This window comes from Sedimenticola hydrogenitrophicus, assembly GCF_025175675.1.
Classification (GTDB): Bacteria; Pseudomonadota; Gammaproteobacteria; order Chromatiales; family Chromatiaceae; genus Sedimenticola; species Sedimenticola hydrogenitrophicus.
This window is the reverse complement of the sequence record NZ_JANIOA010000036.1, coordinates 14954-36788: the sequence shown is the minus strand read 5'-3', so window position 1 is coordinate 36788 and position 21835 is coordinate 14954. Positions and strand designations below refer to the sequence as shown.

At 61.8% G+C, this 21835-nt stretch carries 19 protein-coding genes; 8 read left to right on the top strand and 11 right to left on the bottom strand.

Features of this window, described 5'->3' with window-relative positions:
- Positions 1 to 513 precede the first annotated feature (513 nt).
- The gene (locus tag NPX02_RS16615; RefSeq protein ID WP_260294916.1) at positions 514 to 2493 is read left to right on the top strand and encodes an SLC13 family permease; all 1980 of its coding nucleotides are present in this window, start codon (positions 514 to 516) and stop codon (positions 2491 to 2493) included.
- Between the two features lie 512 nt (positions 2494 to 3005).
- Here the strand turns inward: NPX02_RS16615 and nhaD (NPX02_RS16610) are convergent.
- From nhaD (NPX02_RS16610) to NPX02_RS16575, 8 genes are all read right to left on the bottom strand, one after another.
- A complete protein-coding gene (nhaD, locus tag NPX02_RS16610; RefSeq protein ID WP_260294915.1) occupies positions 3006 to 4457 on the bottom strand; it encodes a sodium:proton antiporter NhaD in 1452 nt (483 codons plus the stop codon).
- A 326-nt stretch (positions 4458 to 4783) separates the two neighbouring features.
- Positions 4784 to 6232, bottom strand: a complete 1449-nt coding sequence (gene nhaD, locus NPX02_RS16605; protein WP_260294913.1) for a sodium:proton antiporter NhaD — start codon at positions 6230 to 6232, stop codon at positions 4784 to 4786.
- A gap of 210 nt (positions 6233 to 6442) precedes the next feature.
- Entirely contained in the window at positions 6443 to 7090 is a 648-nt protein-coding gene (locus NPX02_RS16600; RefSeq protein ID WP_260294912.1) for a DUF3047 domain-containing protein, read from the bottom strand.
- Positions 7087 to 8517: an FAD-binding oxidoreductase gene (locus tag NPX02_RS16595; RefSeq protein WP_418067345.1), complete on the bottom strand. Its 1431-nt coding sequence runs from the start codon at positions 8515 to 8517 to the stop codon at positions 7087 to 7089. Before NPX02_RS16595 ends, NPX02_RS16600 begins: the two co-directional genes overlap by 4 nt.
- Positions 8510 to 9091 (bottom strand): BON domain-containing protein, encoded by a 582-nt coding sequence (locus NPX02_RS16590; RefSeq protein ID WP_260294911.1) that lies wholly within the window; start codon positions 9089 to 9091, stop codon positions 8510 to 8512. The genes NPX02_RS16595 and NPX02_RS16590 overlap by 8 nt, the downstream gene beginning before the upstream one ends.
- A 193-nt stretch (positions 9092 to 9284) precedes the next feature.
- The gene (locus NPX02_RS16585; RefSeq protein ID WP_260294910.1) at positions 9285 to 9872 is read right to left on the bottom strand and encodes a phosphoheptose isomerase; all 588 of its coding nucleotides are present in this window, start codon (positions 9870 to 9872) and stop codon (positions 9285 to 9287) included.
- Positions 9873 to 10274 carry a YraN family protein gene (locus NPX02_RS16580; protein WP_260294909.1) on the bottom strand — a complete coding sequence of 134 codons (402 nt, stop codon included), beginning with the start codon at positions 10272 to 10274 and terminating at the stop codon, positions 9873 to 9875. It lies immediately after the preceding gene.
- 4 nt (positions 10275 to 10278) lie between these two features.
- Positions 10279 to 12279 (bottom strand): penicillin-binding protein activator, encoded by a 2001-nt coding sequence (locus tag NPX02_RS16575; RefSeq protein ID WP_260294908.1) that lies wholly within the window; start codon positions 12277 to 12279, stop codon positions 10279 to 10281.
- Between the two features lie 62 nt (positions 12280 to 12341).
- On the opposite strand from NPX02_RS16575, the gene rsmI reads away from it, so the two are divergent.
- On the top strand, positions 12342 to 13184 hold the full coding sequence (gene rsmI / locus NPX02_RS16570) for a 16S rRNA (cytidine(1402)-2'-O)-methyltransferase (RefSeq protein ID WP_260294907.1): 843 nt from the start codon (positions 12342 to 12344) through the stop codon (positions 13182 to 13184).
- 360 nt (positions 13185 to 13544) lie between these two features.
- On the opposite strand, the gene NPX02_RS16565 is transcribed toward rsmI, so the two are convergent.
- Together NPX02_RS16565 and NPX02_RS16560 are read right to left on the bottom strand one after the other, a co-directional pair.
- Positions 13545 to 13997 carry an Hsp20/alpha crystallin family protein gene (locus NPX02_RS16565; protein WP_260294906.1) on the bottom strand — a complete coding sequence of 151 codons (453 nt, stop codon included), beginning with the start codon at positions 13995 to 13997 and terminating at the stop codon, positions 13545 to 13547.
- Positions 13998 to 14136: 139 nt separating this feature from the next.
- Positions 14137 to 14715, bottom strand: a complete 579-nt coding sequence (locus NPX02_RS16560) for a superoxide dismutase (RefSeq protein WP_260294905.1) — start codon at positions 14713 to 14715, stop codon at positions 14137 to 14139.
- A 226-nt stretch (positions 14716 to 14941) separates the two neighbouring features.
- On the opposite strand from NPX02_RS16560, the gene NPX02_RS16555 reads away from it, so the two are divergent.
- From NPX02_RS16555 to grxD, 3 genes are all read left to right on the top strand, one after another.
- Entirely contained in the window at positions 14942 to 16723 is a 1782-nt protein-coding gene (locus NPX02_RS16555) for an N-acetylglutaminylglutamine amidotransferase (RefSeq protein ID WP_260294904.1), read from the top strand.
- 282 nt (positions 16724 to 17005) lie between these two features.
- The gene (locus NPX02_RS16550; RefSeq protein WP_260294903.1) at positions 17006 to 17455 is read left to right on the top strand and encodes a CopD family protein; all 450 of its coding nucleotides are present in this window, start codon (positions 17006 to 17008) and stop codon (positions 17453 to 17455) included.
- Between the two features lie 120 nt (positions 17456 to 17575).
- Complete coding sequence (grxD, locus tag NPX02_RS16545; protein WP_305792911.1) at positions 17576 to 17893, top strand: Grx4 family monothiol glutaredoxin; 318 nt, start codon at positions 17576 to 17578, stop codon at positions 17891 to 17893.
- A gap of 165 nt (positions 17894 to 18058) precedes the next feature.
- Here grxD and rnt read toward each other — a convergent pair whose 3' ends face one another.
- Entirely contained in the window at positions 18059 to 18721 is a 663-nt protein-coding gene (gene rnt / locus NPX02_RS16540) for a ribonuclease T (protein WP_260294901.1), read from the bottom strand.
- Between the two features lie 530 nt (positions 18722 to 19251).
- Here rnt and NPX02_RS16535 point away from each other — a divergent pair.
- The 3 genes from NPX02_RS16535 (at position 19252) to NPX02_RS16525 (ending at position 21703) form a co-directional block, all read left to right on the top strand.
- Positions 19252 to 20148, top strand: a complete 897-nt coding sequence (locus tag NPX02_RS16535) for a TraB/GumN family protein (protein WP_260294900.1) — start codon at positions 19252 to 19254, stop codon at positions 20146 to 20148.
- Positions 20149 to 20265: 117 nt separating this feature from the next.
- On the top strand, positions 20266 to 20988 hold the full coding sequence (locus NPX02_RS16530) for an MlaA family lipoprotein (RefSeq protein ID WP_260294899.1): 723 nt from the start codon (positions 20266 to 20268) through the stop codon (positions 20986 to 20988).
- A 370-nt stretch (positions 20989 to 21358) separates the two neighbouring features.
- A complete protein-coding gene (locus NPX02_RS16525; protein WP_260294898.1) occupies positions 21359 to 21703 on the top strand; it encodes a sulfur globule family protein in 345 nt (114 codons plus the stop codon).
- Positions 21704 to 21835 lie beyond the last annotated feature (132 nt).

Below are 21835 nucleotides of genomic sequence, written 5' to 3'. Positions count from 1 at the left end.
ATTTTCCTTATCTATAAGGCGTTGTTATGTTAATGGGTGTTTTTATCAGTCCCGCTGTTCGTTTTTCGTCTTGCTCAGTATGGAGTGTCGCCCGGGCGACTGCAATACGCCCTGCCGTCAACCCGGGATGAATGGGCCCAGGTCATTTCATAACGCTCGGAACCCCCTGATTTTTTGACCTCGGACTGCGCCGCGTGTTGGCGAGAATATTTTTGGCTAAATAAGATCCCGCTGATATACTTCCGCTCCGCTCCGTACTGTGACTGGGTGCTGCGACTGGCCGCCAGCGCGGCGATCTTATATGGTATATGCGGACCACCTCAGGGTGGATCGCTCCAGGAGCCTGTCGGACTTAACGCTGATCTACTGCGGAAAAGCCGAATTTGGCCATATTTTCCGATCTTTCTCGTTTAATGGGCCCACTATTGGCCTCGAACGATCGAAAAATCTGGCGCTTCACCCGGTTCCAGGGTAGCCAACAAGCATAATTATTATTTCGGGGTATAACGGTCGATGGAGTCTGCGGTCTCGCTGGAGAAGAAAGCACCGATCACGCCGGGCAGGAAAAAATTCATCGCGGCACTGGTTTTTGCGCTGCTGGCCCTCGCCACGACCTCCGTGGTGCCGACGCTGCAGATCGCCTGGGTCAGCGGCCTGCTGCTGCTCACCATCTATCTGTTTGCCTTCGAGGTGGTGGGCGTGGACGTGGCCGCGCTGACGGTCATGGTGCTGCTCGGACTCACCAGCCTGCTGGCACCCATGATGGGGCTGTCCGAGGGGCTGGTTCCCACCACCCATCTGTTCGACGGCTTCTCCAGCAACGCGGTCATCTCCATTATCGCGGTGATGATCATTGGTGCCGGGCTGGACAAGACCGGACTGATGAGCAAGGTGGCGGGATTCATCCTCGATGTGGGCGGCAGTACCGAAAAACGGATCATCCCGATCATCTCCGGCACCGTGGCCTTCATCTCCTCCTTCATGCAGAACGTGGGCGCCGCGGCCCTGTTCCTGCCGGTGGTGAGCCGTATTTCCGCCCGTTCCGGCCTGCCCATGTCGCGCCTGCTGATGCCGATGGGGTTCTGCGCCATCCTCGGCGGTACCGTGACCATGGTCGGCTCCTCACCGCTGATCCTGCTCAATGACCTGATCCTCACCTCCAACCAGGCGCTGCCGGCGGATCACCAGATGCAGGTCTGGTCGCTCTTTTCCGTCACCCCGGTGGGGGTCGCCCTGGTCGTTACCGGCATCATCTATTTCGTGCTTGCCGGGCGCTTCGTGCTGCCCGTCGGTAGCAGCGACAACGGCGCCACAGCCACCAACTCGATGGAGTATTTCCAGCGCATCTATGACATCGACTATGCCCTGTTCGAGGTGGTGGTGCCGCCGGAGAGTGAACTGGTGGGCAAGAAGCTGGACGATGTGGAGACGGACTACCGGGTGCGCATGATTGCCACCAAGGGGTCGAACGGCCGCATCCGTATCGGTCGCGGTGATCTGGCGCGGGATTTTGCCGTTGAGGCGAGTATGGTGCTGGGTGTGATCGCCTCGCCCAAGTGTCTGGCCGGTTTTGTCGAGAAGTTCGATCTGCGGCTGCGCAACGGCCTCAAATCCTTTGCCGAATCGCTCGCCTCCACCAAGGCGGGTATTGCCGAGCTGGTCATTCCCCCCGGTTCCCAGTTGATCGGCAAGAGCGCCCGCGATGTCTGGCTGCGCAAGACCTACGGTGTCGCCATGGTGGCGCTGCATCGCAATGGCGAGACCCTGCATGAGGGGGATCACATCCGCGATCTGCCCCTCAAGGCGGGCGATACCCTGGTGGTGCACACCACCTGGGACTCCCTGGTGCGCCTGGAATCGGACCGCAACTTTGTCGTGGTCACCACGGAATATCCGCATGAAGAGACGCGCCCGCAGAAAGTGGGCTGGGCCGGACTGTTCTTTGCCATCGCCCTCGCCATGGTCCTGTTCACCGATATCCGCCTCTCCATCGCGCTGTTGACCGGGGCCATCGGCATGGTGCTCTCGGGCGTACTGAAGATCGAGGAGGCCTATTCGGCGGTCTCATGGAAGACGGTGTTCCTGCTGGCCAGCTTGATCCCGTTGGGCCTGGCGGTGGAGACCAGCGGCACCGCCAAGTGGATTGCCGAGCAGACCATCTCGGTGGTCGGCGGGATGCCGGTGTGGGTGATCCAGACGGCTGTCGCCATATTGGCCACCTTCTTCACCCTGGTGATGTCCAATGTGGGCGCCACCGTACTGCTGGTTCCCCTGGCGGTGAATATTGCCGTCGGCGTCGGTGCCGATCCGGCGGTGTTTGCCCTGACGGTGGCCATCGCCACCTCCAACTCCTTCATTATACCCACCCATCAGGTGAATGCCCTGATCATGGGGCCGGCCGGTTACCGGGTGCCGGACTTCATGCGTGCCGGCGGCGTTATGACCCTGCTGTTCCTGGTGGTGATGATCCTGATGATGAATCTGCTGTTCTGATCAGGAGTAATTATTGGCCCCAATTTCCACCACAGTCGCGCAGGGTGGGCACGTGGTCTGTGCCCACCTTGTTGTCCCGTGTCGCACCTTCCGCGTGGGCACAATTTGCGAGGGGTCGGAGTCAAGCCGCGCATTTCCGGGAATTGCTTTAGCCATACCGGCCGGCTTGACTCCGACCCCTGAGTGCGGAGGGAAGATTTAAGCCGCGAATGAACGCAAATGAACACGAATAAGGTTGCCGGTGAGGCACCAACCGCATCACCCTTACCGCGAGGAGTGGTGCAGGGGTGCACCGTTTACGGACCTGAGGATGGAATGATGCGGTTCGCAAGCTCACCGGCATCCTACACCGCCGCACGGCCGTAGGTTGGGGTGAACCTGCGAACCCCAACGAGCCAGGGGCAGTCCTGAGCCCGATCCGACGCTTGGGGTATAGGGCGCCCCGTGGGCGCCGTCGGCGGGCACGGCCCGCCCTATGGATCGGGAGGGGTCGCTGCGATGAGACGTGGTGGTCAGAACAGGCGGGCGTTCAGCCACAGGTGGACGAGGATGCCGGCAAAGTAGGCGAGCAGGATCACCGGGGTCCATTTCAGGTGGCTGTAAAAGGTGTAGTTGCCATTGGACTGGGCCATCAGCGCCACCCCGGCCGCCGAGCCGATCGCCAACAGCGAGCCGCCGGTGCCGACACTGAGGGTCGCCAGCAACCACTCCCCCTGCGTCATATCCGGCATCATGGTCAGCACACTGTACATGGTGGGCACGTTCTCCAGCACCGCCGAGGCCAGTCCCACCGTGATATTGGCGGCGGTGGCGCCCCACTGGCTGTACATGATATCGGAGGCGGTGGCCATGTAACCGATGTAACCGAGTCCGCCGACCGAGAGCGCCACGCCATAGATGAACAGCAGCGTATCCCACTCCACCTGGCCCACTCGGACGAATACGTCGAACGGAGTGCGGCCATCGACCGGGACGGGCGAGGCCAGCATCTCGGCATCCTCCACCCCCTCTTCCAGGGGCCGGTGGGTTTTTTTCAGGTAGTAGCCGAAGAACTGCAGGTAGGAGAGGCCGGTGAGCATGCCGACCACAGCGGGCAGATGCAGCACCCCCCGGAACAGCACCGCGGTGGCGATGGCGCCGAGAAACAGCAGCATGATGCGGCGTGCGCCACGCAGCATGCGCACCGGCTGGCAGTGCGGTTGCAGCCTCCCCTTCGGCAGGGCCAGGTGCATGGCGCAGGCGGGTATCAGGAAGCTGATCAGCGCCGGGATGAACAGATTGAAGAAGCTCCAGAAATCCAGGGCCCCGTTGCTGCTCTGGATATCCTGCTGCCACACCATCAGGGTGGTGATGTCGCCGAAGGGGCTGAAGGCGCCGCCGGCGTTGGCCGCCACCACCACGTTGATGCACCCCAGACTGATGAAGCGCCGGTTGTCCGGCTCGATCACCAGGATCAGCGCGCCCACCAGGAGTGCGCTGGCCAGGTTGTCGAGAAACGGCGACAGCAGGAAGGTGCTGATGCCGCTGCTCCAGAACAGTCCGCGATAACTGAGTCCGCGATTGCACAACCGGGCACGCAGGGTCTTGAACACGCGGCGCTCGCCCAGGGCGTTGATGTAGGTCATCACCACCAGGATCAGCAGCATCAGCTCGCTATATTGCAGCAGGCTCTGACGCACGCTCTGTTCCGCCTGTGCCGCGCTGCCGGTGGTGACGGCGTACCAGCCGATCAATGCCCAGATGACGCCGGCGGAAATCATGACCGGTTTGGATTTACTGAATTGGGTGAACTCCTCCAGGCTGACCAGGAGGATGGCGAGGAGAAAGGTCGCCAGGGCGAGATAGCCGCTCCAGTGGGCGGCCATTGCAGGCAGCAACAGGTCCGGGTCGGCGGCGAGCGCGGTGCCGCTCACGCAGGCGAGTGCGGCAATGCCGAGTCGGGGTGCTGTTCGGGTGATCTGCATGTGAGTGCTCGTCGCCATTAGGAGTCTGTCGGGCTTAACCGATCGTAGCGAGGGAAAGCCGGTTTGTTCCGCACATCCCTGTGCTTCACCCCTTCGGGGTTGGCACGTCAATCGCTCCCGGCGATTGAATGAGCCAGATTTTTCGATCTTTCGAGGAGAATAGTGGGCCTATTTAACGAGAAAGATCGGAAAATCTGGCCAAATCCGGCTTTTCCGCAGTAGATCAGTGTTAAGTCCGACAGACTCCTAGACCAGCGCCCATGATAACGGAATTGTTATCTTAATAACCACCGGCAGTTGGTGACTGCCGGTGGTCCCGATTGGGATCAGAACAGGGACGCGTTGATCCAGAGGTGGGCGTAGATACTGGCGGCATAGCCGAGGGCGATTACCGGCGCCCACTTCAGGTGGCCGAAGAAGGTGTAACGGCCCCGCGCCTGGCCCATCAGAGCGACGCCGGCGGCGGAGCCGATGGAGAGCAGCGAACCGCCGACGCCGGCGGTGAGGGTGACCAGCAGCCACTGGCCCATGGACATATCCGGCAGCATGGTGAGCACCGCGAACATCACCGGGATGTTATCGACGATGGCGGAGAGCAGGCCGACGATGACGTTGGCGGTGGTGGGCCCCAGTTGCACATACATCAGTTCCGAGGTGAGCGACAGGTAACCAATGAAGCCGAGGCCGCCGACGCAGAGCACCACGCCATAGAAGAACAGCAAGGTGTCCCACTCGGCGCGCGCCACCTTGCTGAACACGTCGAAGGCGACCAGATCGCCCATCTGGCCGTCATGTTCCAGTTCGGTGGCGACCTCACCGTTGCTGGCGTTCAGTTCCCGGTGGTAGGTCTTCTTCAGGAAGAAGCCGAAGAACTGCAGGTAGGCCAGACCGGTGAGCATGCCGATCACCGGCGGCATGTGCAGGAAGTTGTGGAAGCTCACGGCGGTGACGATGGTGAGCAGGAACAGCACGATAATGCGCCGCGCCCCGCGCTTCATGGCCACCGCCTGGCCGCCGCCGCTGGGCTGCTCGTTGGGGACCGCGAAGTGCATGATGGCGGCCGGTACCAGCCAGTTGATCAGGGAGGGGAGGAACAGCGCGAAAAAGCTGCCAAAGGCGACCACGCCCTGGGGTGTTGCGACACCCTTCTGCCACACCATCAGGGTGGTGATGTCGCCGAACGGACTGAAGGCGCCGCCGGCATTGGCGGCGACCACGATATTGATACAGGCCAGCAGGATGAACTTGTTGTTGTTGCCGCCCACCGCCAGCACCACCGCGCACATCAGCAGGGCGGTGGTCAGGTTGTCCGCTATGGGTGAGATGAAGAAGGCGAGCACGCCGGTGATCCAGAACAGCTGACGGAAACCGAAGCCTTTGGCCACCAGCCAGGAGCGCAGCGCCTCGAACACGTTGCGCTCGTCCATGGCGTTGATATAGGTCATCGCCACCAGCAGGAACAGCATCAGCTCGGCATACTCCAGCAGGTTGTGGCGTACCGCCACCTCCGCCTCGCTGGTAAAGCCGTGGGCGGCGTAGTACCAGGCGATGAGCGACCAGATCAGGCCGGCGGCCAGGATCACCGGTTTGGATTTACGCAGATGGGTAAACTCTTCCGCCATTACCAGCAGATAGGCCAGGGCGAAGATGGCAATGGCGGTGTAGCCCACCCAATGGCTGGTCAGGTCCAGCTGGTTGTCACCGGTTGCCGCGGCGAGGGCCGCGCCGGGGAGGGCCACCAGCAGGAAAAACAGGGTTTTGAGGGCGTTACTCACAGCAGTTGCTCCTTGATCATTTAGCGGGCTACAGATTGAACCGTGGCGGGCCGGAGCGGAGTGCTGCCGTGGTCGCCCGATATATCGGAGCGACTTTATACCATTTTAGCGGCAGGGTGTGGAGGTCGAAGCGCGAATATATTGACCGCGTGGTCCGGCTTGGCAGTGGCGACCGAATACCGGAACTTATTCTTGCGCGACTCCTTGGGGTTATCGGGAGAAGAAGATGTCGCCGTAATAGGCGTGCGCCTGCCGGCCCGAGTTGTCGGTATCGGTCATGATGGCGATGACATCGATAGAGTCCACCGGGGCGCCGAAGTAGCGCTGGAAATCGACCTGGACGTTGCGTCGCTCACTGTACAGCCTACCCGGGCTGTCGGCGGCGGAGCGGACGGCGATCATCCGGGCACGGTCGCTGTAGGCGTTGGGCCAGCTTGCGCCGGTCGGCTGACTGCCTGACCAGACATAGTTGAGGGCCTTGGTGCGCCACGGCAGCAGGCCGCCGCTCCGGATCACGTAGACCCGGGCGCTGTAGTCGTCACCGCCTTTGCTCCGTTCATCCAGCCCGCGCAACGGTTTCTCGACCCGCCACTGCCAGTTGAGGTAGGGCGTCTCGCGCAGATCCACCCGCAGCTCTTTATACAGGCCGGAGGCGCTGGCGTCGCTGCGGGCACTGATCAGCGGAATGCCGTCCAGATCGACCACCCGGTAACGGGTGTGGCCCTTGAAGCTGTGTTCGTTCCAGCCGTCCAGGCCCTGGTTGGCGAGGTCGGTGAGGTCGATGCGGGCCGCCAGGGCCGGCAGGGCGAGGCCGCCGATCAGCAGCAGCCAGATTGTTCGCGGCGCCTGGTGTCTCATCGCGTCTCCTCCGTCGCCCCGTCGCTCTCCGGCAGCGTCTTGCCGGGGTTGAGGATGCCCAGCGGGTCGAACTGGCGGCGGATGGCGTGCATCAGGCGCAGCGTGGCGGGCTCGATCTCGCGGTCGATGTAATCCCGCTTCTCCAGCCCCACGCCGTGTTCCCCCGACAAGGTGCCGCCCAGTTGCAGAACCAGATCGAAGGTTTCGCTCAGACATTCATGGGCGCGCGCCATCATCGCCGGGTCGTCCGGGTCGGTCAGCAGATTGACATGGATGTTGCCGTTGCCGGCGTGGCCAAAGTTGACGATGCGGATATCGAATCGGTCGGACAGCCGTTCCAGCCCGCCTATCAGGTCGGGGATGCGGGAGACCGGCACCACCACGTCCTCATTGATCTTTTTCGGGGCGATGTTGCGCAGTGCCGGGGAGAGGGCCTTGCGGGTGCGCCAGAGCCGCTCCACCTCCTGCTCGCCGTGGGCCACCTCGATCCCGACCATCCCGTCGATCCGGGCGGCGTCGATCACCGCCTGCAGGGACTGGTCGAGACCGTGGGCCGGTCCGTCCACCTCGATCATCAGCAGGGCGCCGACGGCCTCCGGCAGGTCGAGATCGGAGTAGTTGCGCACCATGTCGATGGAGGCGCCGTCCATGAATTCCAGGGCGCAGGGGGTGATCGGCTGGGCCATGATGGCGGAGACCGCCCGGGCGGCGGCATGCATGTCCCGGTAGGTGGCCTGGAGTGTGGCCTTGGCCTCGGGCAGGGGTGTGAGTTTCAACACTGCCTCGGTGATGATGGCCAGGGTCCCCTCCGAGCCGATCAACAGCCGGGTGAGGTCGTAGCCGACGACCCCCTTGCTGGTGATGACGCCGGTACGCAACTCCTCGCCCGCGCCGCTGACCGCGCGCAGCCCCAGGGTGTTCTCCCGCGGGGTGTTGTATTTTACCGCCCGCGGACCGGCCGAGTTGTAGGCCAGGTTGCCGCCGACGGTGCAGATCGCCGCGCTGGTGGGGTCGGGCGGCCAGAAGAAGCCGTGCGGGTGGAGCGCCTGCTGCAGCGCCTGGTTGGTGACGCCGGGCTGCACCCGGGCGATACGGTTGGCTGGGTCGATCTCCAGGATCCGGTCCATGCGCTCCAGGGCGAGGATGATACCACCCCGGTCCGGCACCGTGGCGCCGGTGGTGCCGGTCCCCTTGCCCCGGGCGATCAGCGGGATCCGCTGCTGGTTGCACAGGACGACGATGTCGCGCACCTGTTCATGGGTGGTGGCGAAGACCACCGCCTGGGGCAGGGCGTGGCGGCGGCTGTTGTCATAGCCGTAGGGCCAGCAGTCGCCCGGATCGGTCAACACCCCCTCTGCGCCGACGATCGCGGCCAGCGCCTCGCGGGTATCGGCGTCGAGCGGGGTGGCGGTTTTACCCTCAGATATACTCAAAGACCTTCACCACCTTGGTGACGCCGTCCAGGTAACGGATCTTCTCCACCACGGCCTCCGCCTCCTCGGCTGTTACCATGCCCATCAAGTAGACGACGCCCTTCTCGGTGATCACCTTGACCCGGGTCGGGTCGAATCGCGGCAGTTTGACATTGAACAGCTCGATCTTCGCCTTGGAGGTGATCCAGCTGTCCTTGCTTCGTTCGACCAGGGTGGCACTGGGGCTGATCTGCACCTCGTTGACCGTCCGTTTCACCATCGGCGTATTGCGGGCGATGCGCTCGAACTCGGTGCGATAGCCGGCATTTTCCGCCTGGCCGGTGAGCAGCACCACCTGGTTGTAGCTGGTGGCGCTCATGCTGCTGTGTTCCCGCAGTTCCCTGTTATTCAGCAACTCGTTCATAATCTTCACGGTAATGGTCTGGTCATCCAGTACGGTGCCGGCCGAGCGCCGGTCATGGATCACCGAGGCGCCGGCGGCGGCGCCGCCGACCACGGCCGTGGCGCAGCCTTGCAGCAGCGGCAGGGAGAGACTGGTTACGACAATCAGGGTGAGTATTTTTTTCATGGGGTTCTCCGTTATTTCCTTAGGGTTTGCGAAAGGTAACTACTCACCCGGTCTGTAAGTGATTAGCCTGCCTTGCCGGCCTCACACGATGGCTGGATCAAGATCGGCCAACAAGGCAGGCCAATCACCCCTAGGTAGTTACTGCGAAAGAATAATTACGTACTGAATACGTCAATATCACCTTGTCAGAGTACTAGTTACCAAGGAGTTGTTTGTCAATCAGGTCGCACAGGCAGTGAATCACCAGCAGGTGCACCTCCATTATCCGGGCGCTCGAGTCGGCCGCGATGCAGATCTCCTCATCCCCCTCCTGCAACAGGCCGGAGAGCCGACCGCCATCGCGGCCGTTGAGTGCGATCACCAGCATCTTGCGCTCGTGGGCGGCGGCGATAGCCGCATTGATATTCTCCGAATTGCCGCTGCTGGTGATGGCCAGCAACAGATCGCCCGGGTGTCCCAGGGTACGGATCTGTTTGGCGAAGATCTCATCATAATCATAGTCGTTGGCGATGGCGGTGAGGGTCGAGGAGTCGGTGGTCAGTGCGATCGCCGGCAGTCCCGGCCGCTCCCGCTCAAACCGGTTGAGCATCACCGAGGAGAAGTGCTGGGCATTGCCGGCGCAGCCCCCGTTGCCGCAGGTGAGGATTTTCCCCCCCTCCAGCAGGCGCCGGACGATCAGTTCGGCGCTTCTGGCGACGGGTTCGGCGACCACCGAAAGCGACTCCATCTGCAGTTGCATGCTGTGGTGGAAGGTCTCGGTGATATGTTCGATCAGGTTCATCTACACAAGTTCCTGCTGAAAGGCATCGGTGATCCATTCGATCCGCAGCGCCTCACCCTCGCCGGTGAGAGCCAGTACGTCGAATCGGCAGGGGGTGTTGTGCCGCTTCTCACGGCTCAGCCAGTGACTGGCGGCGCGGATGATCTTTTTTTGTTTGGCGCTGGTCACGCTCTCGGCGGCGGAGCCGAAGCGGGCATTTTTGCGGTAGCGCACTTCGACAAATACCAGGGTCTCCCGGTGCTGCATGATGAGGTCGATCTCGCCCGCCCGGCAGAGATAGTTGCGTCTCAGGGTGCGCAGTCCCTGTCCCTCCAGGTAGTGTTGGGCGCGTGTCTCGGCGTCATCGCCGGTTTTCCTGCCGTGTGGCCTGCCTGGGAAACCGTTTTGGAATGGTCGCCGCAACCCGCTACTCCGCCGGCCGGATGGTGGCCGCACCGGCCTCGGGTATCACGCCGCCCCGGGGTGGCGCGGGTTCGCTCCCGGCCGGTGGTGCCGCGCTCGTTGCGGCGGGACCGCCCTCCATCTCTTCGCTCATGCTCATCATGCGCGGGGCGTAGCCGATCGCCTTGGGAATACCCCGGCTCATCTCGGCCCAGACCAGTTGGCGGTGGACCTGGCGGATGCTGTCCAGGTAGAGGTTGCCGGTCTTGCCCTCGATGGTCTCGCGTGCGGAGGATTGCAGCCGTCCCAGGTGGGGCAGCAGGCGGAAGCTGTCGATGCCCATGGCATAGAGTCGCCGATAGGCGCCCTGGCTGTCAGGCAGGACGCGGGCCAGATTGTCCCGGGCCAGCGGGCTGTCGCCTTCATTCATCAGCAGCCAGGGGATATCCGGGAACTTGATCCCCTCCAGGTCCTGGTCTTCGCCCGGGGCCGGCACCCCGGCATAGATGCTGGAGGTGGCGTAGATCGGGATATCGGCGGCATGGTGGAACTGGAACTGGGGCCTGATCTGCCGTGCCTTGGACGGATTCGCCGCCAGGAAGATGAAATCGGCGTCACCGCGGCGCCGCGGTTCAAACTCCAGGTTCTGACCGAACAGGCGTTGCAGGTGGCTGCGCCGGGCGCGGCTCTCGTCCAGGTTCAGCAGCGCCTGGATGGCGTCGGAGAAGTCGTTCTCCCTGGCATCATAGCGCTGCTGCTCGCTGAGGGTGCCGCCCAGGCGCTCCCAGCGATTGCGGAAGGCGTTGAGTATCCGGTCACCCCAGTCGCCGCTCGGGGTGAAGGTGATCGCCCGGGTGTGGCCGTCGAGCCAGGCGCGTTCGGCCACCTGTCGCGCCTCGTCCTCGGGCGCCAGGCCGAACTGGTAGAGGGTCACCGGTGGCGTGGTGTCGGGAGGGACCTGATTGAGGGCCAGCACCGGAATCTCCAGTTCCCCGGCGCGAGCCAGCTGGGCGACCCCCTCCTTGTTCAACGGGCCGATTACCATATCAGCGCCCGCATCCACCGCCTGGCGGTAGAGCGGCCAGGTGTCGGCGCTGTCGCTGCTGTCATAGAACTGCAGCCGGGGGCGGCTCTCTGGCGGCTGCTGGTAATAGGCCGCCATGAAACCGTCCCGCAAGGCGCTTGCCGCATTGGCATAGGGGCCCGATTTCGGCAGCAGGATGGCCAGGTGATCGGGGCGCTGGTACTGGCTCTCCAGTTTCTGGAAATAGCCCTCCAGCAGTCCCGGGATGGCCGGATGGCTGGGGAAGCGTTCGCGCCAGCCCTTCAGCTGCTCCTGGATCCGGTCGGTATCGCCGGTGTGTCCCTTGATGATCCGCGCCAGGGCCATCCAGCCCCCCTGAATCCCCGGCGGGTTGGGTTGCAGCAGGTCAAGGGCGGTATCGGTCAGTGCCGTGAGGGTTTGAATGATCAGCAACTGGTTATCCAGCCGCTTGTTCATGTCCTCAAGCAACAGGTCCAGCTCTTCCAGTTCCCGGGCACTCTCCAGCAGGTTGCCGGAGAGCCGGTATCCCTCGGCCATATCGGCGTGGAAACGCTGGCGCAGGGCGCTGTCGGTCCCCTCCGGAACCCCTTCGCTCAACAGCGACATGGCCTCATCCGGGCGGTTGTTGCTGAGCGCCAGTTCCGCCACCAGCAGGCGTTTGCGAAAATCCAGGGCGGGCAGGGTCCGGGTGTTGATCCGTGCCAGCAGCGCGGTGGCGCGCTCGCTGTTCTGGGCGCGGAAGTGGTTCTCGGCGGCCCGCAGGAGCAAGGCCTGGTCGGCTGGCGGGAGGGCCTGCAGGGCCAGCTGTTCGAACAGCTCAGCCGCGGCGGCATACTCTCCGGCCTCCTCCAGCGCTATCGCCTGCGCCGTGAGCGGATCGGTTGCGGTGCCCGTATCCCGGACGCCCGGCAACGGCACACAGCCAATTACGGTCAGCAGGATCAACAGCGTGAGGAGGAATTTAGCAGGTCTTTGTTGCATGGTCGCTTTCAGGCAGGCAGGATTGAGCAAGACAGTATCTTTTTTTGGGGTGTGCCGTGTCAATGGATAAGGGGTGCTTGTATATCGTCGCCATGCCGATAGGCAATCGTGCCGACATTACCGAGCGGGCGAAGCAGGTACTCTCTTCGGTGGATGTGATCGCCGCCGAGGATACCCGTCACAGCCGGCCACTGCTGCAGATGCTGGCGATCAACACGCCGCTGCTGGCGTTGCATGAGCACAATGAACAGAAGCTGGTCGGGCGGCTGGTCGATCAGCTGGTGGCCGGCGGCACCCTGGCGCTGATATCCGATGCCGGTACCCCGCTGATCAGTGATCCCGGCTTCCCGCTGGTGCGTGCCTGCCGGGAGGCGGGTGTGCGCGTGGTGCCGATTCCCGGACCCAGTGCGCTGATCTGCGCCCTCTCAGCGGCCGGTCTGCCGACCGACCGGTTTCTGTTTGAGGGTTTTCCGGCCAGGACCGGAACGGCCAGGCGTGAGCAGTTCAGGCGTCTCAAGGATGAGGGGATGACCCTGATCTTCTACGAAGCGAGTCACCGGATCGAGGCGTGTCTGGCCGACATGATGGCGGTGTTTGGCGGGGATCGCCCGGCGGTGGTCGCACGGGAGCTGACCAAACTGCACGAGACGATCCTCTCCCGCCCCCTGGCCGCGCTGGTGGAACTCCTGGCCCAGGACCCGAATCAGCGCAAGGGGGAGTTCGTGGTACTGGTGGCGGGCGCACAACGCAGCGCGGATGCTCTCGATCCGGAGTCGGAACGGATACTGGGCGTATTGCTGGAGGAGATGCCGACCAAACAGGCGGCGGCACTGGCGGCGCGCATTACCGGCGCCAAGAAGAACCGGCTCTATCAGCGGGCGCTGGAGCTGCGCGGGGAGCCCTGACGGTAACTGATCACGGGGTAAGGATGTGGATAAGCCGGTAGGCGCATGCCATCCTCAGGTCCGTAAACGGTACATTCCTGTACCACTACTCATGTGATACGCCTCGCCAATGCTCACGGAGTGATTGGCCTGCCTTGCCGGCCTCACACGATGGCTTATCTCCTCGAATCCGGCCCCATTTTCAGCGCCTGCCCAAACTCGCTTCGCTCAAACAAGGGCAGGCTTGAATCTGAAAAAGGGGCCGGATTCGAGGCACCATCAAGATCGGCCAACAAGCCAGGCCAATCACTTACAGACCGGGTGAGTTGTTACTCCTGACGAAGCGGGTGTGCCACCCGGCTCCGCCGGGCGGCGGATAGCTCAAGTGCTCCGTTTCGGGTGGATCTCTATCTTTTTGGAACGTTTGGCCTCGACCTTCGGGATGACCACTTCAAGCACGCCGTCCTTGCCGCTGGCCTTGATCAGGTCGGGGTCGGTATTGTCCGGCAGGCTGAAGCGCCGGTAGAAACTGCCATAGGAACGTTCGACCCGCTTGTATCCCTCCTTGTTCTCCGTCACCTCGTGACGTTTTTCGCCCTTGATCGTCAACATGCCGTCCTCCATGCTGAGCTCGATCTTGTCCGGCTCCACGCCGGGGATATCGGCGTGCAGTACATAACGGTCCTCTTCCTCCTTGATGTCGATGGCGGGTGTCCAGTCCCCACCCACCACACTGGAATCGTCACTCTGGGCAAGGGGGGCGCGGGGACTGCGGTTCAGTTCATCCTGCCACAGCCTCATCAGCTGCCAGGGATCAGATATCAGGCGTGTCATTTTGATACCTCCTGTGGTTGTGCTATTCCCACTAAAAATATAGGGGGATTTTTGCCGGATTCAAGAGGTGCGGGGGGTATTTTTGCCGGGTGCGGGAGGCGGGAGGGATGCCTCCCCCGGGCGGGGGAGGCGGGATTGATCAGCCGGCAAAATTAGCCGAGACAGAAGCCCAGTTGACGATGCCCCAGATCGATTCCAGGTATTTGGGGCGGGCATTGCGGTAATCGATATAGTAGGCGTGCTCCCAGACATCGATAGTCAGCAGCGGGGTCTTGCCATCGGTCATCGGGTTGGCGGCGTTGGAGGTGTTGACGATCTCCAGGCCGCCAGTGGCGTTCTTCACCAGCCAGGTCCAGCCGGAGCCGAAATTGCCGGCGGCGGAGGCCGAGAACTGTTTCTGGAACTCTTCCATGGAACCGAACGCGTTGCCAATGGCTCCCTCCAGTTCACTGCTGGGGGCGGCGCCGCCCGGACAGAGACAGTTCCAGTAAAAGGTGTGATTCCAGACCTGGGCGGCATTGTTGAACAGGCCGCCGGAGGATTTCATGATGATATCTTCAAGCGCGGCGCCCTCGAAATCGGTGCCCTTGACCAGATTGTTCAGATTGGTCACATAGGTCTGGTGATGTTTGCCGTAGTGATACTCCAGGGTCTCTTTTGAGAGTACCGGTTCCAGAGCGTCCTGGGCGTAGGGTAAGGGGGGTAGTTCGTATGCCATGGTGTATCTTCCTTAATAATGTGTTGCTGTTGATAAGTTAGAATCATAATAACATAGTATTTTACTCGGTATTATAATGCCAGCGTTAATTTTGATTCAAGATCATCCCTCAATCCATCCATAGCTATAGTGTGTGGATGGGCCCGGGGCAAGGTTATAATGGTCAGATCGAACAGGTTCCGGGCCATTGGCCAACAGGACGAAAATACAAGGCAGGAAACAGTTAATGTGTGGAATATGTGGGGAGTTGCGACTCGATGGCGGCCGGCCCGATCTGGGCGGGATTGCCCGAATGACGGCCCGGCTGGAGCGGCGGGGGCCCGATCACGAGGGGAGCTACAGCGACGGAGCGCTGGCGTTCGGCCATCGCCGGCTCGCCATTATCGATCTCTCCACGCGGGCCAATCAGCCCATGGTGGACCAGGAGCTGGGGCTGGCGCTGGTGTTCAACGGCACCATCTACAACTATCCCGAGCTGCGCGAGACGCTGAAGCGGGAGGGTTACCACTTCTATTCCGAGGGTGACAGCGAGGTGATTCTCAAGGCGTGGCACGCCTGGGGGGAGCGCTGCGTCGACCGCCTGCAGGGGATGTTCGCCTTCGCGATCTGGGATCAGGGCAAAAAACAGCTGTTCATGGCCCGGGATCGGATGGGGATCAAGCCGTTCTACTACAACCTCACGGATAAGCGGTTCCGTTTCGCCTCCAATGTGCAGGCGCTGCTCGCGGCGGGCGATGTCGATACCACCCTGGATCCGGTCGCCCTGCACCACCAGTTTACCCTGCACGCGGTGGTGCCCGCGCCGCGGACGATTCTCCAGGGTGTGCGCAAACTGGCGCCGGGGCATTCGCTGCTGATCGATGCCGATGGCCGGCGCACCGAGCGTCGCTACTGGCAGCTCGACGCCAGCCGGCCGGCCCAGCCGCATAGCGATGACGAGTGGCTGGAGGCCATCCACGAGGCGCTGCGCCAGGCGGTGCACAAGCGCAACAAGATATCCGATGTCCCGGTGGGGGTGCTGCTGTCGGGGGGGCTCGATTCCAGCCTGCTGGTGGCACTGTTGGCGGAGTCGGGGGTGTCGGATCTGCGCACCTTCTCGGTCGGCTTCGAGGACCACCCGGATGAGAAGGGGAACGAGTTTGAATACTCCGACCAGGTGGTGGAGCGCTACGCCACCCGCCATCACAAGTACCTGATCCCCAATGCGGAGGTGCTGAAACGCCTGCCGGAGGCGGTGGACGCCATGGCCGAGCCGATGTTCGGCCAAGACGCGGTCGCCTTCTACCTGTTGTCCGAACAGGTCTCGAAACAGATCAAGGTGGTCCAGTCCGGGCAGGGGGCGGATGAGGTGTTCGGCGGCTACTTCTGGTATCCGCGCATGCGGGACGAGGGGCAGGGGACGGCGGTGGAGCGCTTCGCCCGCCACTATTTCGACCGCGACCATGAGGAGTACCGGCGCATGGTCACGGCCGATTTCCGCGGCGAGGATCACACCAGCCAGCTGGTCGCCGAACTGCTCGATGAGCCCGGGGCGGAGAGTTTCATGGACGCGGTGCTGCGCATGGACGTCACCACCCTGATCGTGGATGATCCGGTGAAGCGGGTCGACAACATGACCATGGCCTGGGGACTGGAGGCGCGGGTGCCGTTCCTCGATCAGCAGTTGGTGGAGCTGGCGGCGCAATGCCCGCCCGAACTGAAGCTGCGGGAGGGGGGCAAGTATCCCCTGAAGGCGATGGCCCGGGGACTGCTGCCCGATTCGGTGATCGATCGGCCCAAGGGCTACTTCCCGATGCCGGCGCTGAAGTACGTACGGGGCGACTTTCTCCACTTCATGCGCGACATCCTGGATTCGGCCGCCTGCCGGCAACGTGGACTCTACTCCCGTGCCTATGTCGACCTGCTGCTGGCCGCGCCGGAAATGCACCATACCCGGTTGCTCGGCAGCAAGCTTTGGCACCTGGCGCTGCTGGAGTACTGGTTGCAACGCAATGTGGACGGCGCCTGAGCAGCAATTCTAAATATGCCGAGGGGTGAGGCATTACGGACGCATTAATTGACACCGGGCATACTGGTTGGGCAGGACCCTGGAGAACCACGGATTCACACAGATGAGCACGGATTCAGAATTCTAAGCTCCTATCTGTGTGAATCTGTGTCCATCCGTGGTTCCTTTTAATCAGACCTGGATAATTAAACGACTACTTAAGGTCATATTTAGAATTGCTGCCGCCTGAGCCGGTGAGCGGGACAAAGGCGACCGGGGAAGTTTCATTAAAGGAAATAACTTATGTATTCAGTAATAATAACCTTGCACTTGCTGGGTGTGGTCGTGTGGGTCGGGGGGATGTTCTTTGCCCACATGGCGTTGCGTCCGGCGGCCGTCGAGGTGCTGGAACCGCCGCAGCGCCTGCCCCTGATGAAGCGCACCCTGGACCGGTTTTTCCCCTGGGTCTGGCTGGCCATTGTCCTGATCCTGGGCAGTGGCTACGCCATCCAGTTCGGCATACTGGGGGCCGGGGCGGGTCTCCACGTGCACATCATGCAGGGGATCGGCCTGGCCATGGTGGCGCTGTTCTGCTACATCTACTTCCTGCCCTACCGGCAGATGGGGCGGGCGCTCCAGGCCGGGGAGCTGCCCCAGGCCGGTGCGCGGCTGGCGGTGATGCGCCGGATTATCGGTATCAATCTGGTGCTGGGACTGGTGACCATCGTCATCGGCGCGGCCAAGCCGTTTTGACAGGTTGAACCTATGCATGGTAAATGCATCGAACCAGGGGGTGGCAGGGCGCTGCCCTTGAAATCGTCGGCGGATGACCCCATCTGCCGCCCAGAGTCAGTTTTTACACAGAGGTGAATGATGGACGTTTTGGAGCGAATCAAAGAGCAGGTTGAGGGCAACCCCATAGTGTTGTACATGAAGGGGACACCACAGTTTCCCCAGTGTGGCTTCTCATCCCGCGCCGCCGCGGCACTGCAGGACTGTGGCGTAGAGTTCGCTTACGTCAATGTGTTGTCGGACCCGGAGATTTTCGAGAATCTCCCCCGCTATGCCGACTGGCCGACTTTTCCGCAACTCTATATCAAGGGCGAACTGGTGGGCGGTTGCGACATCACCCTGGAGCTGCACCAGACCGGTGAGCTGCAGAAGATGACCGCCGAGGCCGCCGGCAAGTAAACCCGCACACGCGGAAAAAACCGGCACGCAGCGATGCGTTGCCGGTTTTTTTGTCCAGGGATGGCCGTAGGGGCAACCCCCCGTGGTTGCCCGGGGCATGGGCAGGCACAGGGGCCTGCCCCTACGGCGCGCAGCCGGATGGCGGCGCCGTTGGCTGGCGTCTGCCTATCCTGCTCCGCCGAACGCGCCTTGCGGTAGCCAGGGTCTTTCCGTCGATTGCTGTTGCCACTGATTGACGATCCGGCAGAACAGTTCGGCGGTTTTCTCGGTGTCATAAATGGCCGAATGGGCCTCGCTGTTGTCCCACTCCAGGCCGGCGGCCATGGCGGCCTTGGCCAACACCGTCTGGCCATAGGCGAGTCCCGCCAGCGACACCGTATCGAAGGTGCTGAAGGGGTGGAACGGGTTGCGCTTGATACCGGTCCGCGCCACCGCCGCATTCAGAAATCCGAGGTCAAAAAAGGCGTTGTGGCCCACCAGGATTGCCCGATTGCAACCGCTGGCCTTCACCGCCTGGCGGATCGGTGTGAAGATCTCGTTCAGCGCCTGCTTTTCCGGCAGGGCGTTGCGAAACGGGTGGTCGGGGTCGATGCCGTTAAACTCCAGCGCCTTGGGTTCCAGGTTGGCACCGGGAAACGGGGCGACATGGCGGGCGTGACAGGGGGTGGTATGGAGCAGACCGTCTTCGTCGATCACCAGGATAACGGCGGCGATCTCCAGCAGGGCATCGGTTTTGGCATTGAAACCGGCGGTCTCCACATCAACCACCACGGGAAGAAAGCCTCGGAAGCGTTGCGCAATAGCCGGATTGATGGGGTAGTCTGTCATAGCGGCACAGGATAATGGAATCGGCCCCGGTTTTCGATCAGAACATCCGGGTGTCAGAAAAAAACACGCCCGGACGACTCGGCAAATCAGCTATTAGCGTACGCCGGCATTTCAAGCCCGAACGTAACTACTCAACCGGTCTGTAAGTGATTGGCCTGCCTTGTTGGCCGATCTTGATGGCGCCTCGAATCCGGCCCCTTTTTCAGATTCAAGCCTGCCCTTGTTTGAGCGAAGCGAGTTTGGGCAGGCGCTGAAAAAGGGGCCGGATTCGAGGAGGCAAGCCATCGTGTGAGGCCGGCAAGGCAGGCCAATCATCCCGTAGCATTGGTGGATGCGCCTACCGGCTTATCCACCCTACATCCTTACCCCGTGGGTAGTTACACTCGAACTCCGATCCCGGATCGGCATTTGCGTATTTCCCTATACACGTCTATTTTCCTTCATTCGCGGCCAACACTTTTCCCGCCGTCGCGCCGAGTCAGGCGGGTAAACAAAATACAGGTCCTCACCTTGAACCAATCTGGATAGCGATGCGACAGGATCGGAAAGAACGGCTGCTGTGCGGCATGCTGCTGCTGTTGATGGTATCCATCGCCTGGCTGACGCCCCTGCGTGCCGCCGAGCTGCCGTTCTCCCAGGGGCTGCTGTTCCAGGTTGAGCGGGATGGGGAGCCGGTCGGCTACCTGTTTGGCACCATGCATTCTGAAGATCCCCGGGTGCTGGCCCTGCCGGGGCCGGTGGAGCGGGCCTTTGTCGAGTCCCCGCGCCTCCTTGTGGAAGTGAATATGGATGGGGCCAGTCTGCTCGCGTCAGTGGCGGCAATGCTGCTTGACGATGGGCGGGAGCTACGCGACATCCTCGACCCCGCCCTCTATAGGGAGACGGTGGCGACGGCTGCGCGGTTGGGTCTACCCGAGGCGGCGCTTCGCTACTACAAGCCGTGGGCCCTGGCTATCATGCTGAGTCTGCCGCCATCCGAGACCGGTCTGTTTCTCGATCTCGTACTCTACAGACGGGCGCTGGAGTTGAACAAGGAGGTGGCCGGGCTTGAGACCATCCGCGAGCAGTTGGACCTGTTTGATTCCCTGTCCGAAGAGGATCAGGTCCTTTTGTTGCGTGATACGTTAAATAATTTCGAACAGCTGCCGACAATCTTTCAAGCACTGCTCGACCGCTATCTCGATCGTGACCTGGCGGGGCTGGTGGAGATCAACCGGCAGCTAGTTGGCGGGAGTACCGAGCCGCTGGTCGAGCGCTTTCAAGCCAAGGCGGTCGACGAGCGGAACCGGCGCATGGTTGAACGGCTGGAAGCGCCACTGGCGCGGGGCGGCGTGTTTGTCGCGGTAGGTGCCCTGCACCTGCCGGGCGAGCAGGGGATCCTCAGACTGTTGGAGCGGCGCGGCTATCGGATCGTCAGAAAATACTGATAATTCTGTTTTATGGGTGTGACGGATAGTCAAATATGATAAATTTCGTCTCTGTTTGGGGAACGAGTCACAATTTTTTATAAATCAAGCATGTTGGTCTGTTAAGGATAAGAAAAAATGAAGGGTGAGCGTCTGTTAAAGCCGATTCGGGTCATGCTGCTATCACTATTGGCAGCGGTATTGTCCGGCTGTGCGTCGACCGGCGAGTTTGCGGATCCACGGGATCCGATCGAGGGATTCAACCGGGGGGTGTACTCATTCAACGAAGGGCTGGATGATATCCTGATGGAGCCGCTGGCCAGGGGCTACAAGGCGATCACCCCGGCTCCCGTGGATACCGGCATCAGCAACTTCTTCGGTAATCTCGCCGATGTGGGCTCGGCCATCAACAACCTGCTGCAGTTCAAGCTGGAACGCGCCGCCAGCGACGTGGGGCGGGTGCTGGTCAACTCCACCATCGGCCTGCTTGGTTTCATCGACGTGGCCAGCAACATGAATATGCAGAAATATGGCGAGGACTTCGGCCAGACCATGGGCGCCTGGGGCCTGGATCCCGGTCCCTATATCGTGCTGCCGTTCTTCGGTCCGAGCAGCGGTCGCGATACCGTGGGCCTGGTGGTTGACTGGTATACCGATCCGGTACGCTATGTCAAACCCAACCACTGGCGCAACAGCCTGATCGGCCTGCGCGCCATCGATACCCGTGCCGACCTGCTGAGTGCAAGCCGGGTGCTGGCAGAGGCGGCATTGGATCCCTATGAATTCCAGCGCGACGCCTATCTGCAGAAACGTCGTAATGACGTCTATGATGGCGCCCCACCGCCGGAGGCGGATGAGTAGTTCCGGCACCCCGGTCAGAATAACCCCTTCCCGCGAGAAGGGGTTTTTTTTGGCAGGTACATAGTGGTCTGGCCTGAAAATCCGGCCGGCGGGCGCTGAGGCAATCGAACCGCATCAACGCCACCTGATACCTGTCGCTATTCCCGGATCGCAGCGACTCCGTGGTTCGGAATGGCCATAACCGCTCGCCGGGTCCGCATGTCCGGGCGGGCTCTCCGATGAGATATCACCCATTAATTAAATTTAACCAGCGCATAAAAAATTCGAATTATACAATTTAAGTATTTACTAATATTCTTCACTTCAGGAAGACGCGCAGTATCAATGCTTCCGCACCGGAGATAGAGACTTAAATTTACGGAGAGATACGATGAACAAATTTATTAAAGCTGCTGCAATTACCGCTCTGTTGGCTACCTCTGCTTCCGCATCCGCCTGGTGGGGCGGTCCCTGGGGTGGTGGTCCCTGGAACGGTATGGGCGATGGTTTTGGTGATGGCGCCGGCGATTTCAATATGAACTTCAGCGGCCGCAGCAACATGTACGGAGCCGGTCGGGGTTATGGCTACCAGAATCCGTACTACGGCTACGGCCCGTACGGCGCCCCCTACGGCTACGCCCCTTATGGCGCGCCTTACGGCTATGCCCCCTACGGTTATCCGGTTGCCCCGGTAGCCCCTCAGGCGGCCCCGGCAGCACCGGCCCCGGCGAAGTAAGCGGGTCGAAAGCGATATAACCCTCCACGGAAGGGTGTGGTACAGGGACGTACCCTTACAATAGCGGTTCCCGGTTCGTGCGGCGTGACGCCATAGGTTGGTAGTCAGGACGGCGGCGGCCAGGGGCTGAAA